The following is a 13,872-nucleotide window of genomic DNA, read 5'->3' on the forward strand; positions in this document are numbered from 1 at the left end:
CCTGCTTTTACCTTTTCCATTGCAACATATTCCGGAGTAACACCATGGAGTTTGACTGGAGCGTCATCTGGCCAGCCCTGCCGATTCTGATCGAAGGCGCCAAAATGACCCTGCTGATTTCCGTTCTTGGCCTGATAGGTGGCCTGATTATCGGCCTGGTGGCTGGCTTTGCCCGCGCCTACGGTGGCTGGATCACCAATAACGTCGCGCTGGTATTTATTGAGCTGATCCGCGGCACGCCGATTGTTGTGCAGGTCATGTTTATCTACTTTGCGCTGCCGATGGCTTTTCCCGATCTGCGTATCGATCCCTTCACTGCAGCGGTCGTGACCATCATGATCAACTCGGGTGCCTATATTGCCGAAATTACGCGTGGTGCCGTGCTCTCTATCAATAAAGGCTTCCGCGAAGCGGGCCTGGCACTGGGCCTGTCGCGCCGTGAGACGCTGCGCTATGTGATTATGCCGCTGGCCCTGCGCCGCATGCTCCCGCCGCTGGGCAACCAGTGGATTGTCAGTATTAAAGATACGTCGCTGTTTATCGTTATCGGCGTGGCGGAACTGACACGACAGGGCCAGGAGATTATTGCCGGTAACTTCCGCGCGCTGGAGATCTGGAGTGCGGTTGCCATTATCTATCTGATTATTACGCTGGTGTTGAGCTTTGTGCTGCGCCGTATTGAGAAAAGGGTGAAAATCCTGTGATTGAATTTAAAAACGTCTCTAAAAATTTCGGTCAGACGCAGGTTCTGCATGACATCAACCTGAAGATTAATCAGGGCGAAGTGGTGGTGATTATCGGCCCTTCCGGCTCCGGTAAGTCGACGCTGCTGCGCTGTATTAACAAACTGGAAGAGATCACCAGCGGCGATCTGATTGTCGACGGCATGAAAGTCAACGATCCGAAAGTTGATGAGCGCCTGATTCGTCAGGAAGCGGGCATGGTGTTTCAGCAGTTTCATCTCTTTCCGCAGATGAGCGCGCTGGATAACGTCGCCTTTGGTCCGATTCGCGTCCGTGGCGCGAAAAAAGAGGATGCTCACAAACTGGCGCGTGAGCTGCTGGGCAAAGTGGGCCTGGCTGAGCGCGCGCACCATTTCCCGGCTGAACTCTCTGGCGGTCAGCAGCAGCGCGTGGCGATTGCACGGGCGCTGGCTGTGAAGCCCAAGATGATGCTGTTTGATGAGCCGACATCTGCGCTTGACCCGGAGCTGCGTCATGAAGTGCTGAAGGTGATGCAGGATCTGGCCGAGGAAGGCATGACGATGGTGATCGTCACGCATGAAGTGGGTTTTGCACAGAAAGTTGCGTCGCGGCTGATCTTCATTGATAAGGGTACGATTGCGGAAGATGGCGATCCGGATACCCTGATCACCTCTCCGCCAAGCGAGCGTCTGCGCGAGTTTCTGCAGCACGTCTCCTGATGCGCTACGCACTCTGAATGAGGCCGCGCCGGGTAACCGGGCGGCCTTTTTTATCCGGCGCTTACCTTAGCGCTTCATCCGCTGTGCGCGGGTAGCGGGCGTCATAAAGCTCCAGGCGAGAAAGCGGCTCTGCTTCTGTCCCTGTGCCATGTTAACGATGCGTACCTCACAGGCCTCTACTGTGGCGAGCCGGTCGCGCAGCGCCGGAAGATTCTCTTTCCGCGAGACCAGCGACGTAAACCAGACAATGCTGCTGCCCTGCACGACGCTCTCATCAATCATACTGCCGATAAACGCCAGCTCACCGCCTTCACACCACAGCTCATTCTGCTGACCACCAAAATTGAGCGGCGCATTCTGCTTCAGTCCGAGATTGCGTACTTTGCGCTGACTGCCTGCTGCGGCATCAGCAGCCGAGGCATGAAACGGCGGATTGCACATAACAGCATGGTAGCGCTCGTTTTTATGGATCACACCGCTGAAAATCGCCTGCGGTTGTTTCTGGCGGCGCAGACGTATCGCACGCTGCAGCCCCGGATTGCCCGCCACAATCTGGCTGGCGGCGGCGATCGCCTCAGCGCTGGTATCTGTACCGGTAAAACGCCAGCCATACTCGGCGTGACCAATCAGGGGATAAATACAGTTGGCCCCGCAGCCAATATCCATGACATCAAGATCGCGCGGGAGCGCCCCGCCGTTGTCTCCCGCCAGCAGATCGGCCAGCGCGTGAACGTAATCCGCTCGGCCGGGTACCGGTGGCGTCAGATAGCCTTCCGGCAGCTGCCAGTTAAGGTTATAAAAGAGCTTCAGCAGCGCCTGATTAAGCAGCATCACCGCCTGCGGATCGGCAAAATCGATCGACTGTTCGCCGTGACCGTTAGGGCGAACCTTCGGCGCAAGCGGCGGATGTGCGGCGGTAAGCGCAGGAAAATCGTAACGCCCCTGGTGGCGATTGCGCGGATGAAAGGGCGTACTGGCGGCTGGCTTATTCATAGTCTCTCCGGAAAGTAAGGCGGGCGTAAGATACTCCGGCTGCTGCCAGCGCACAATCCGCTTACCGCAATTTTACGTTTACACCAGACTCTTTTAGCAACGTTTTTTGCAACGCACGTCGCCCGCCGCGATATGCCTTCATCTTCATTCAGGAGTTTTTATGACGCGCCATCGCTACAGCTACCAGCCCCGGGCCGGACACGGCCTGCCCCACGATCCACTGAACGCCATTATCGGTCCGCGTCCGATTGGCTGGATCAGTTCCCGGAGCCGCAGCGGTCAGGATAACCTCGCGCCTTACAGCTTTTTTAACTGCTTTAACTACCAGCCTCCGATTATCGGCTTCGCCAGCAGCGGCTGGAAAGACAGCGTGCAGAACATCAGCGAAAGCAAGGTGTTTGTCTGGAATCTGGCCACGCGCCCGCTGGCGGAAGCGATGAACGAAAGCTCCGCTTCGGTCGACAATGATGAGTTCGCGCTCGCCGGTCTGACGCCGGTTGCGGCCTCCCATATCGACTGCAGCATGGTGGCAGAGAGCCCGGTTAACTTTGAGTGTCGCCTGACGCAGCTGATCCGGCTGCAGGATGCGCAGGGCAACGAGCTGGAGAGCTGGCTGGTACTGGGTGAAGCGGTCGCCATTCATATTGATGAAGCGCTGCTGGAGGATGGTATCTATCAGACCGCCAGGGCGCAGCCGATTCTGCGCGCCGGGGGCCCTTCTGCCTATTACGGCATCAGCGAGGCGCAGCGTTTTGACCTGGTGCGCCCTGACGCGCGTAAACGGTAAGCGTTTAACGGCTTCCTGCCGTCAGTAGTGCGCCGAGCAGCTGCTGCAGCACCGGCTGCAGCTGTGAAGCGCGCGCCGGCTGCCAGGTGAAAGGCAGCGATTCATCCATGTAGTTGTGCTGCGCCAGCTCCAGCTGTACCGCCTCTACCCCCTGTGCCGGCTGACCATAGGCGCGCGTAATATATCCGCCTTTAAAGCGGCCATTCATCACCCAGCTGAATCGCTGCTGATCGGTACACACCTGCCTCAGCGCGTCGCTGACCGCCGCTGAGCAGCTGGCCCCATCATGGGTTCCCAGATTCAGATCGGGCAGCACACCGCTGAACAGCCGTGGTACCCGTGAAGCGATGGAGTGCGCATCAAACAACAGCGCGTAGCCATATTGCGCTTTCAGGCGCGCCAGCTCCTGCTGCAGCTGCTGGTGATAGGGCTGCCACAGCGTCTGCAAATAGCGCTGACGCGTCGCGCTATCCGGCGTCATGCCGGGTGCAAATACCGGCGTGCCATCAAACAGCGTCTCCGGCCAGAGTCCGGTGGTCGCTGTGGTATAGAGCGGCTGATCATCGGGCGGCCGGTTGAGATCGATAACAAAACGGGAATAGCGCCCGGTCAGCACGCTGGCACCGAGATCGTGCGCAAAATCATACAGCTGCGGCAGATGCCAGTCGGTGTCCGGCAGCGAACGTGCCGCGTCGCTCAGCCCCGCCGCCACCTCCGGCGTAAGCTGCGTCCCGGCATGCGGTATTGAGATCAGCAGCGGCAGCCTGCCCGGCGTAAAATCAAAACTCATTGTGCTTCTCCACGATAGATAACCCGGCACGGCAGTTCGCCGCCCAGCCAGTAAGCCAGCTTGCCCGGACGCGTCAGCGGCCAGTGAACAAAGCTGGCGACTTTGCCCGCCTCCAGTGAGCCGTGCGTCTGCTGCAGCCCCAGCGCTTTCGCGCCCCACAGCGTCACCCCCGCCAGCGCCTCCTCCGGCGTCATGCCAAACAGCGTGCAGCCCATGTTCATCATCAGCCGCAGCGAAAGCGCGGGTGAAGTACCCGGATTGGCGTCGCTGGCGAGCGCCATCGGTACGCCGTAGCGGCGGAATAGCGCGACCGGCGGCCGCTGCGTTTCGCGCAGCAGATAGAACGCCCCCGGCAGCAGCACCGCAACGGTACCGTGCTCTGCCATCGCACGGACATCCTCTTCGCTGGCGTACTCCAGATGGTCAGCGGAGAGCGCGCCGTAGCGTGCGGCCAGCGCCGCCCCGCCCTGCGCCGAGAGCTGTTCAGCGTGCAGTTTTACCGGCAGATCCAGCGCGCGCGCCGCATCAAACACCGCGCTGACCTGCGCAGGCGACAGCGCCAGATGTTCGCAGAATGCATCCACCGCATCCGCCAGATTTTCCTCTTTTACCTGCGGCAGCAGCCGCTGGCAGATGATATCGATCCAGCCCTGCGGGTTGTCACGGAACGCCGGCGGGATCGCATGCGCGGCCAGACAGGTTGCGATGACATCAGCCGGCACGCCGGCTGCCAGCTGGCGTATGGCGCGCAGCATTTTCAGCTCGCTCTCTTCATCCAGACCGTACCCTGATTTAATTTCTACCGTGGTCACCCCCTCCGCCAGCAGATGGGCCAGCCGCGCCCGCGCTGACGCCACCAGCGCCTCCTGTGACGCGGACCGCGTGGCGCGTACCGTGGCAAGAATGCCGCCGCCCTGCGCGGCAATCTCTGCATAACTGACCCCGTTGAGACGCTGCTCAAATTCCGCGCTGCGATCGCCGGCGAACAGCAGATGCGTATGGCAATCCACCAGCCCCGGCGTAATGATGCCGCCGCTGAACGTATGCCGCTGACGCGGCGCGAACGCCGGCAGTTCACTGCGCGATCCGACCCATACCAGACCGCCGTTATCCACGGCCAGCGCACCATCGGGAATGATGTTATAGCGTCCGTCACGCAGCGTAACGATATCTGCGCCCAGCCACAGGCTGTCGATCTGCTTCGCGTTATTCATGTCCGGTTCCCCGCGTGCGGACGATTTACACGTCCTGCTAAAGTATGTATATGTATATACAACTTTCCTGCCTGAAGGATCAACCATGACCACCTATTTTGCCCCGCGCGCCCGGCTGGCAGATGGCTGGCACCACCACGTTATGCTGGAGGTCAGCGATGCCGGTTTTATCACCCGCGTTACGCCAGACAGTACGCCAGGCGCTGCGATACCGCTGGCGGGGGCCGTCATTCCCGCCATGAGCAACCTGCACTCGCATGCGTTTCAGCGTGCGATGGCCGGGCTGGCCGAGGTTGCGGGCGATCCGCAGGATAGCTTCTGGACCTGGCGCGATCTGATGTATCGCATGGTGGCGCGGCTGACGCCACAGCAGGTAGGCGACATCGCCACCTGGCTCTATATAGAGTTGCTGAAAGGCGGCTACAGCCAGGTCGCTGAGTTTCACTATCTGCATCACGATCCGCAGGGCCAGCCCTACCCTGATGATGCCATGCTGCAGCAGGTAATGCTGGCCGCAGAGCGCACCGGTATCGGCCAGACGCTGCTGCCGGTGCTTTACAGCTACAGCGGTTTTGGCGCACAGCCTGCCAGTGCCGGACAGCGCCGTTTTATCCAGCAGACCGGCGTTTACCTGCAACAGCTGCAGCGCGTGGCTGCCGCCTGTGCAGATAACCCGCTGCTGAACTACGGCATCTGCTTTCATTCGCTGCGCGCGGTAAGCGAAGTGCAGATGCACGAGGTGCTGGCCGCCGCGCCGCGCGATCTGCCGGTGCATATCCATATTGCCGAGCAGGAAAAAGAGGTCAGCGACAGTCTGGCGTGGAGCGGCGAGCGTCCGATCGCCTGGCTGCTGCGCCGCTTCAGCGTTGATGCACGCTGGTGCCTGATCCACGCCACCCATCCGGATGAGAACGAGCTGCAGCAGCTTGCCGCCAGCGGGGCGGTCGCGGGGTTATGCCCGACGACCGAAGCCAACCTCGGCGACGGTATTTTTCCGGCGAGTGCCTATATTGCACAGGGCGGGCGCTGGGGGATCGGATCGGACAGTCACGTCTCGGTCAGCGCCCGGGAAGAGCTGCGCTGGCTGGAGTACGGGCAGCGGCTGCGCGACAGGCGACGCAACCGCCTTGCGCTGCCGCAGCAGCCGTCAGTAGGCGATCTGCTGTGGCAGCAGGCTGCTGCCGGGGGCGCTCAGGCATGCGGCATTCGCAGCGGCGTGCTGGCACCCGGCCTGCGCGCTGACTGGCTGGTACTGCGCGACGACCCTCTGCTCAGCGTGACTCCCTCCGACGCCCTGCTCAACCGCTGGCTGTTTGCCGGCGCGCGCAGCGGGATCCGGGATACCTTTGTTGCCGGCCGGCAGGTGATCGCTGACGGTCAGCACGCAGAGGAGGCGCAGGCGGCAGTCCGCGCCGCCGCCGCGCTGCGGGCGCTGCAGTGATGCACCGCTTCCGCTACGACGCGCTGCCGGTCAGCCGCTGGCGCAACGGCGGCGGCGAGACGCGCGAAATTGTCAGCTTTCCGCCCGGCGCGGCGGATTTTGGCTGGCGGGCCAGCATCGCCACGCTTGACGCCAGCGGCCCTTTTTCGCTGTTTCCTGGCGTGGATCGGGTGATCACCCTGCTGCAGGGCGACAGCCCGCTGCTGCAGAGCGGCCAGCAGGCGCACCGGCTGCAGAGACACCAGCCGTGGCGATTTGCCGGAGACGCCGCGGTACAGGCGACCGTACACGGCCGCTGCAGCGATTTTAATATCATGACCCGTCGCGACAGCTGGCGGGCGGATGTCAGCATCGTGCAGGACTCACCGCAGCAGAGCCTGCACGGCGTGGCTTATGTGTTATCCGGCGCGTGGCAGTGCGCCTCAGGTGACATGCTGCAGCTGGCGCAGGGGATCTGGTGGCTGGATGAGGCGCTGACGCTGGCACCGCAGAGCTGCGATGCCCTGCTGCTCTGGTGCCGGCTCAGCCGTGTCCTTTAAAACGTCCCAGCAGCTTATAGCGTGAGCCGGGATAGAGCAGCCGCGCATAGGTCACGATCTTACTGTCGCTCCATGTCTGACGCCGGATCAATAAACAGGGTTCATGCTCCTCCAGCGCCAGATGCCTGCGCTGGCGCAAATCGGGCAGTACCGCTTCAACAATATGCTCGCCGGCGGTCAGCGGCGCGACCCGCATCAGATAGGTATAGGGGGTGACGCTATGGTAATCCTGTTGCAGATAGTCAGGCGCCATCTGCGGGTTCACCAGACGATCTTCCAGCTGCACCGGCAGGTCGTTTTCATAGTGCACCATCAGCGAATGAAACAGCGGCTGGCCGGTGCGCATACCCAGCAGCGCCGCCTGCTCCGGATCTGCCCGCCCCTGCGCCAGCGTCAGGATCTGGCAGCGATGCTGATGACCGCGCTGCGCAATCTCATCCGCAATGTTATGCACTTCCAGCATTGCCGTGTAGCCCTTCATCTCTGCGACAAACGTACCCACACCCTGCATACGCAGCAGATAACCTTCAGCGGTGAGTTCACGCAGCGCGCGGTTGATGGTCATCCGGCTGACGCCCAGCTCGCTGACCAGCTCGCTCTCTGAGGGTACGCGCTGCCTGGCTTTCCACTCTCCGGCACGGATCTGGCTGATAATCGCCTGCTTGACGCGCTGGTAAATCGGTGCCGGTTCATCGCCCATGGCGGCGGCTAACTGCGCCAGTGCCGTTTGCTCGGTCATCTGCTGTTCCTTTCTGCTCTGAGAAGGAAAGTTTACTGGTCCGGCGGGCAGATGTATAGACATGCAGTGGTGCAGTCCGATCACGTCGGGTGCAGAGGCTGCTGCTTTAGCGTGCAGCAGATTAACTCCCTGACCTGCTCACCTGCAGTGCGGCACATTTCACAAATTACAGGGAAACTGGCATAGCGTTTGCTACTTGTATAGACAGGAATAACGTACCTGTGCTTCACTCGGCTTACTGCAGGCGAGTTCTATAACGCCCGGCGTTACGGCGTATTACTGCGCCTGCCACTTACTTGTATATACAGGAGTAGATCATGTCGCATGCACTGCAGGAAATCTGCCTGGAACCCGGCGAGGTGGATCTCGCAACCCTGCGTACTATCTATCAGCAGCCGGTGACGTTACAGCTGACGCCCGCGGCGCGCAGTGCTGTGCACCGCGCCCATACTACCGTCAAAGAGATCGTCGCGTCCGGCAGCGTGGTGTATGGCATCAATACCGGCTTTGGCAAGCTGGCACAGACGCAAATCCCTGCCGCCCGCCTGGCTGAGCTGCAGCGTAATCTGGTGCTGTCGCACAGCGTCGGTCTGGGCGATCTGCTGCCGGATAACGTCACGCGCCTGGTGATCGCCAGCAAGATTATCAGTCTGGCGCGCGGCCATTCCGGTGTACGCATTGAGCTGGTGGACGCCCTGCTGGCGCTGTTTAACGCCGGAGTTATGCCCTGTATTCCGGCGAAAGGCTCAGTGGGCGCGTCCGGCGATCTGGCGCCGCTGGCGCACCTGTCGCTGATGCTGCTGGGTGAAGGTGAGGTGCGCATTGCAGGCGAACGCCTGCCGGCAGCGGAAGGCCTGGCGCGCGCCGGTCTGACGCCGATTGTGCTCGGGCCGAAAGAGGGACTGGCGCTGCTGAACGGCACCCAGGTTTCTGCGGCCCTGGCGCTGCGCGGCCTGTTTGAAGCGGAAAATATTTTCTCTGCCGCGCTGATGGCGGGCGCGCTCTCGCTGGAAGCGATCAAAGGCTCCGTTAAACCTTATGATGCGCGTATCCATCAGGCGCGCGGCCAGCCTGGCCAGATCGCTGTTGCCGCCGCCGTCAGCTCGCTGCTTACCGGCAGCGGGATCCTGCAGTCGCATACCCATTGCGGACGCGTTCAGGATCCCTATTCCATTCGCTGCGTGCCGCAGGTCATGGGCGCCTGCCTTGATAATCTCAGCCACGCCGCGCGCGTGCTGCAGATTGAGGCTAATGCCGCTTCTGATAACCCGCTGGTTTTCAGCGACAGCGGTGAGGTGATCTCCGGCGGCAACTTCCACGCCGAGCCGGTGGCGTTTGCTGCTGACATTATTGCCCTCGCCGTGGCCGAAATAGGGGCTATCTCTGAGCGCCGTCTGGCGCTGCTGCTGGACAGCGGCCTCTCCGGCCTGCCGCCTTTTTTGGTACAGGATGGCGGCGTGAACTCCGGCTTTATGATTGCCCAGGTGACCGCTGCCGCGCTGGCGTCAGAAAACAAGTCGCTGGCGCACCCCGGCAGCGTAGACAGTCTGCCTACGTCGGCCAATCAGGAAGATCACGTCTCTATGGCCACCTATGCAGCACGCCGTCTCGGAGAGATGTGTTTTAACACCGCGGCGGTGGTCGGCATTGAAGCGATGGCGGCCGCTCAGGGCATTGAGTTTCACCGGCCGCTGCAGAGTTCAGCCGTACTTGAACAGGAGATGCAGCGCATCCGCACCAGGGTGGCATTTCTTGCCAGCGACCGCCTGCTGGCACCCGATATTGAGGCGATGCGTCTGTGGGCCGCTGACGCACAGTGGCCTGAGGCGCTAAAAACGTTGCTGCCGAGCCAGCGCCAGAACCAGCACTAAGGAACCGATCATGAGCGATACCCTGACGCAGGCCGTGGCCCGCGAAATCCGTGCCCCGCACGGAAGTGAACTGCACTGCGCTAACTGGCTTATCGAAGCCGCCTGGCGCATGATCCAGAATAACCTTGATCCTGATGTCGCCGAGCGTCCGGACGATCTGGTGGTCTACGGCGGGATCGGCAAGGCCGCACGTAACTGGCCCTGTTTTGAGCAGATCCTGCGCTCACTGCGCCTGCTGCAGCCGGATGAGACGCTGCTGATCCAGTCCGGCAAACCGGTGGGCGTGTTTCGCACTCATGCCGATGCACCGCGCGTGCTGCTGGCTAACTCCAACCTTGTACCGCACTGGGCGAACTGGGATCACTTTCATGAGCTGGATCGCGCCGGCCTGATGATGTATGGCCAGATGACCGCCGGCTCATGGATCTACATCGGTGCTCAGGGCATTGTGCAGGGAACGTTTGAGACCTTTGCTGAAGCGGGACGACAGCACTATCACGGCGATCTTGCCGGCCGCTGGATCCTCACCGCGGGCCTCGGCGGCATGGGCGGCGCCCAGCCGCTGGCCGGCGTGCTGGCAGGGGCCTGCGTTTTAGCGATTGAGTGTCAGGAGTCGCGCATCGATTTTCGCCTGCGCACCCGCTATCTCGATCACAAAGCGCGCACGCTGGATGAGGCGCTGGCGCTGATTGAACAGGCGACTGCGGCAAAAGAGGCGATCTCTGTCGGCCTGCTGGGCAACGCGGCAGAGATCCTGCCGGAGCTGGTAAACCGCGCCCGCGCCGGCGGCATGCGACCCGATATCGTGACCGATCAGACCTCTGCGCACGATCCGGTAAATGGCTATCTGCCGCAGGGCTGGGATGTGGCACGCTGGCAGGCGGAGCGCCAGCGCAATCCGAAAGCAGTTGAACAGGCGGCGCGCGCCTCTATGGCGGTACACGTCCGGGCCATGCTTGAGTTTCACCATATGGGCGTACCGACCGTGGACTACGGCAATAACATTCGCCAGGTGGCTCTGGATGAGGGCGTCAGCAACGCCTTTGACTTCCCGGGCTTTGTCCCTGCTTACATCCGTCCGCTGTTCTGCGAGGGCAAAGGCCCGTTCCGCTGGGTGGCGCTCTCGGGCGATCCTGAGGATATTTATAAAACAGACGCGAAATTAAAAGCGCTGTTTCCGGATAACCTCAATCTGCATCGCTGGCTCGACATGGCGCAGGCGCGCATCGCCTTTCAGGGTCTGCCCGCCCGTATCTGCTGGCTGGGACTGGGCGAGCGCCATCTGGCTGCGCTGGCGTTCAACGAGATGGTGCGCAATGGCGAGCTGAAAGCGCCGGTAGTGATTGGCCGCGATCATCTCGACTGCGGTTCGGTGGCGTCTCCTAATCGCGAAACAGAAGCGATGCGCGACGGCTCGGATGCCGTATCCGACTGGCCGCTGCTTAACGCCCTGCTGAACACGGCCGGCGGCGCCACCTGGGTCAGCCTGCATCATGGCGGCGGCGTCGGCATGGGTTTTTCACAGCATGCCGGCGTCGTGATTGTCTGTGACGGTACGCCTGAAGCGGATGCGCGGCTGGCGCGCGTCCTGTGGAATGACCCGGCCACCGGTGTGATGCGGCATGCTGATGCCGGCTACGAGCAGGCGCAGGCGTGTGCCGTGCGGCACGGGCTGAATTTGCCGATGCTGACCTGACGACCTGGCGCGCAGGGACGCGTGTCCGCGGCTGGTCAGGATGTTATATTCCATAAAGGTATATTCTATAGCCAAATTATTCCGTTTAGCGATAGACGCTCCGGCGACATATCACTACAGTGATGACTTACCCCCCGCGCTGGCGCGCGCTGCGACTGGAGCCCTCTGTTATGAGTCTGCCTGCTCTTCTGCTGGAAAATGCCCTTACCTGGCGTCATCAGTTACATCAACACCCTGAGCTGGGTTATCAGGAGCAGCAGACCAGCGAGCTGGTCGCCCGGGTACTGGAGGAGGCCGGGCTTCAGGTATTTCGCGGCGTGGCCGGCACCGGCGTCATTGGTACGCTGGAGAACGGTCCGGGTCCGGTGATTGGTCTGCGCGCCGATATGGATGCGCTGCCGATTACGGAAAAAGGCAGCGCGCCGTGGAAATCGACCCGGCCTGGCGTGATGCACGCCTGCGGTCACGACGGTCATACCGCCATGCTGCTGGCTGCCGCCTGTCAGCTCGCTGCCACGCGTGATTTCAGCGGCACCATTCACTTTCTGTTTCAGCCCGCCGAAGAGAACCTCGGCGGCGCACGCCGCATGGTAGAGGAAGGCCTGTTCTCGCGCTTCCCTATGGATGCCGTCTATGCGATGCACAACTGGCCCGGGCTGCCGCTCGGCACGCTGGCGGTGAATCCGGGGGCGATGATGGCGTCGCTCGATTCCTTTGAAATCACCCTTTCCGGCCGCAGCTGTCATGCGGCCATGCCGGAAAGCGGCGCGGACCCGATGGTCGTGGCGGCTGAGCTGGTGCTGGCGCTGCAGACCATCCCTTCACGCCGTCTGTCACCGCTGGCATCCGCCGTGGTGAGCGTGACGCAGATCCATGGCGGCGAGGCGATTAACGTCATTCCGGAGCAGATCACCCTGCGCGGCACGGTACGCTGCCTGCAGCCGGAGGTGCGCGATCGGGTGCGCGGATTGATCGAAGAGTTTGTGACCGCACTGCCGCGTCCGTTTGGCGTCAGCGGCGACATTCACTGGTATCCCGGCTATCCGGTGACCGCGAATCACCCTGCCCCGGCACAGCAGGTGCGTGAGGTGGCAGAGCAGATGCTGGGTGACGCGCAGGTAAAATGGGCGTGCAGCCCGTCAATGGCGTCCGAAGATTTCGCCTGTATGCTGGAAGCCTGTCCGGGCGCCTACTTCTGGCTGGGCGCTGACGGCGAAGCGCCTTCTGCGCCGCTGCATAACGCCAGCTACGACTTCAATGATGCGCTGCTGCCGGTGGGGATTACCTTCTGGCAGAAGCTGGCAGAGCGCGTACTGGCAAAACGCTGAGGGCCGTTTTGGTCCGGTAAGCCGGGTGCGCAGAACGGCCTGCTCTCGCGTTTACATTCCCGCCTGCTGCAGCCGGATTTCAGCCTCAGACAGCGTTGCCGCTTCACCCGTTGCCACCAGGCAGCAGGCGAGCTGCAGCCGCAGCGACTGCGGCACGGCACGCATGCCGTTCAGCACCTCATCACTCCAGCGCGCGGTCGCTTCAGCCTGTTTGTTCTCCGGCAGCGCTTCCACACGCTCCGGCTGCCGCTCAACCCAGATTTGCGCCTCACCCGCTGCGCCAGCGATGTAGTTGATCGCCGGACAGCGTAGCGGACTGGCATACACTTCGCCTTCCGTGCCGTTAAGCAAAATAGCGGGCGCGTCTATCGCCTGGAAAAACGCGCCGACGCGCGGCACATATTCAGGGTGCGACACGCTGGCAAGACGCAGCGCGGCGCGTTCTTCAAACGGCGTGGCCAGCTTTGCCAGCGTGTGCGCACTGTTACGCACGCCCATCCGCCAGCGCAGCGCCAGCTGTCTGGCCATGGGCGGACAGAGCGTATCGATGGTGATAAACGCCAGCTCACCGCGATCCAGCGCCGCCTGCGCCTGCGCGGCGCTGGTTACCGCAGCGATGCCTGACGCAGCGAGCACCGCTTCACTGGTTACGCGCGTGGCGTCTTCGCTGATACCGTGCAGCAGCACCGGAAAACCCAGTTTTACCAGCAGCCGCGCCAGCAGCGGCGTCAGATTGCCCTGACGGCGTGCGCCGTTGTAGCTGGGGATCACAATCGGCATGGGCCGGCCGGCCGGCGCCTGCAGCCGCAGCATACGCTGCTGCATAGCGTGGTAGAAGCCACGCATTTCGGCTTCGCCTTCGCCTTTAATCCGCAGCGCAATCAGGATGGCGCCCAGCTCCAGCTCCGGCACCTCCTCTGCCAGCATGGCGCTGTAAAGCGCCACCGCACTGTCGAAATCGATATCGCGCGCGTGGTTTTTACCGCGCCCGATCTCTTTAATTATTTTATTCAGTTCCATATTACGCTTCCTGCTCTCTGGGCGCGCCGCA

At 61.9% G+C, this 13,872-nt stretch carries 13 protein-coding genes; 8 read left to right on the top strand and 5 right to left on the bottom strand.

Annotated features, from left to right (window positions below):
- The first annotated feature begins 44 nt into the window (after positions 1–44).
- Positions 45–704, top strand: a complete 660-nt coding sequence (gene glnP, locus BBA90_RS14470; RefSeq protein WP_039383407.1) for a glutamine ABC transporter permease GlnP — start codon at positions 45–47, stop codon at positions 702–704.
- The gene (gene glnQ, locus BBA90_RS14475) at positions 701–1,423 is read left to right on the top strand and encodes a glutamine ABC transporter ATP-binding protein GlnQ (protein WP_065649764.1); all 723 of its coding nucleotides are present in this window, start codon (positions 701–703) and stop codon (positions 1,421–1,423) included. Before glnP ends, glnQ begins: the two co-directional genes overlap by 4 nt.
- Positions 1,424–1,489: 66 nt before the next feature.
- Here glnQ and rlmF read toward each other — a convergent pair whose 3' ends face one another.
- Entirely contained in the window at positions 1,490–2,416 is a 927-nt protein-coding gene (gene rlmF / locus BBA90_RS14480; protein WP_065649765.1) for a 23S rRNA (adenine(1618)-N(6))-methyltransferase RlmF, read from the bottom strand.
- A 160-nt stretch (positions 2,417–2,576) separates the two neighbouring features.
- On the opposite strand from rlmF, the gene BBA90_RS14485 reads away from it, so the two are divergent.
- Positions 2,577–3,203 (top strand): flavin reductase family protein, encoded by a 627-nt coding sequence (locus BBA90_RS14485; protein ID WP_065649766.1) that lies wholly within the window; start codon positions 2,577–2,579, stop codon positions 3,201–3,203.
- Positions 3,204–3,207: 4 nt separating this feature from the next.
- Here the strand turns inward: BBA90_RS14485 and hutG are convergent, their stop codons facing one another.
- Together hutG and hutI are read right to left on the bottom strand one after the other, a co-directional pair.
- Positions 3,208–3,993, bottom strand: a complete 786-nt coding sequence (hutG, locus tag BBA90_RS14490) for an N-formylglutamate deformylase (protein ID WP_065649767.1) — start codon at positions 3,991–3,993, stop codon at positions 3,208–3,210.
- On the bottom strand, positions 3,990–5,207 hold the full coding sequence (hutI, locus tag BBA90_RS14495; RefSeq protein WP_065649768.1) for an imidazolonepropionase: 1,218 nt from the start codon (positions 5,205–5,207) through the stop codon (positions 3,990–3,992). The genes hutG and hutI overlap by 4 nt, the downstream gene beginning before the upstream one ends.
- Before the next feature lie 85 nt (positions 5,208–5,292).
- Here hutI and BBA90_RS14500 point away from each other — a divergent pair, with 85 nt between their 5' ends.
- Together BBA90_RS14500 and BBA90_RS14505 are read left to right on the top strand one after the other, a co-directional pair.
- Positions 5,293–6,648, top strand: coding sequence for a formimidoylglutamate deiminase (locus BBA90_RS14500; RefSeq protein ID WP_065649769.1), 1,356 nt, complete (start codon positions 5,293–5,295; stop codon positions 6,646–6,648).
- Positions 6,645–7,187 (top strand): HutD/Ves family protein, encoded by a 543-nt coding sequence (locus BBA90_RS14505; RefSeq protein ID WP_065649770.1) that lies wholly within the window; start codon positions 6,645–6,647, stop codon positions 7,185–7,187. The genes BBA90_RS14500 and BBA90_RS14505 overlap by 4 nt, the downstream gene beginning before the upstream one ends.
- Here BBA90_RS14505 and hutC read toward each other — a convergent pair.
- Complete coding sequence (gene hutC, locus BBA90_RS14510; RefSeq protein ID WP_065649771.1) at positions 7,171–7,926, bottom strand: histidine utilization repressor; 756 nt, start codon at positions 7,924–7,926, stop codon at positions 7,171–7,173. The genes BBA90_RS14505 and hutC overlap by 17 nt on opposite strands.
- Positions 7,927–8,243: 317 nt before the next feature.
- Here hutC and hutH point away from each other — a divergent pair, with 317 nt between their 5' ends.
- The 3 genes from hutH to BBA90_RS14525 all read left to right on the top strand — a co-directional run bounded on the left by hutH (position 8,244) and on the right by BBA90_RS14525 (position 12,821).
- Positions 8,244–9,797 (top strand): histidine ammonia-lyase, encoded by a 1,554-nt coding sequence (gene hutH / locus BBA90_RS14515; protein WP_065649772.1) that lies wholly within the window; start codon positions 8,244–8,246, stop codon positions 9,795–9,797.
- Between the two features lie 10 nt (positions 9,798–9,807).
- Positions 9,808–11,493, top strand: a complete 1,686-nt coding sequence (gene hutU / locus BBA90_RS14520) for a urocanate hydratase (protein ID WP_065649773.1) — start codon at positions 9,808–9,810, stop codon at positions 11,491–11,493.
- A 170-nt stretch (positions 11,494–11,663) separates the two neighbouring features.
- Positions 11,664–12,821 carry a M20 aminoacylase family protein gene (locus BBA90_RS14525; RefSeq protein ID WP_065649774.1) on the top strand — a complete coding sequence of 386 codons (1,158 nt, stop codon included), beginning with the start codon at positions 11,664–11,666 and terminating at the stop codon, positions 12,819–12,821.
- A gap of 51 nt (positions 12,822–12,872) precedes the next feature.
- Here BBA90_RS14525 and ybiB read toward each other — a convergent pair whose 3' ends face one another.
- Positions 12,873–13,841 carry a DNA-binding protein YbiB gene (gene ybiB / locus BBA90_RS14530; protein ID WP_065649775.1) on the bottom strand — a complete coding sequence of 323 codons (969 nt, stop codon included), beginning with the start codon at positions 13,839–13,841 and terminating at the stop codon, positions 12,873–12,875.
- Positions 13,842–13,872 lie beyond the last annotated feature (31 nt).

Origin of the sequence: Pantoea eucrina (assembly GCF_001691555.1) — a bacterium.
In the GTDB taxonomy this organism is placed as follows: domain Bacteria; phylum Pseudomonadota; class Gammaproteobacteria; order Enterobacterales; family Enterobacteriaceae; genus Pantoea; species Pantoea borealis.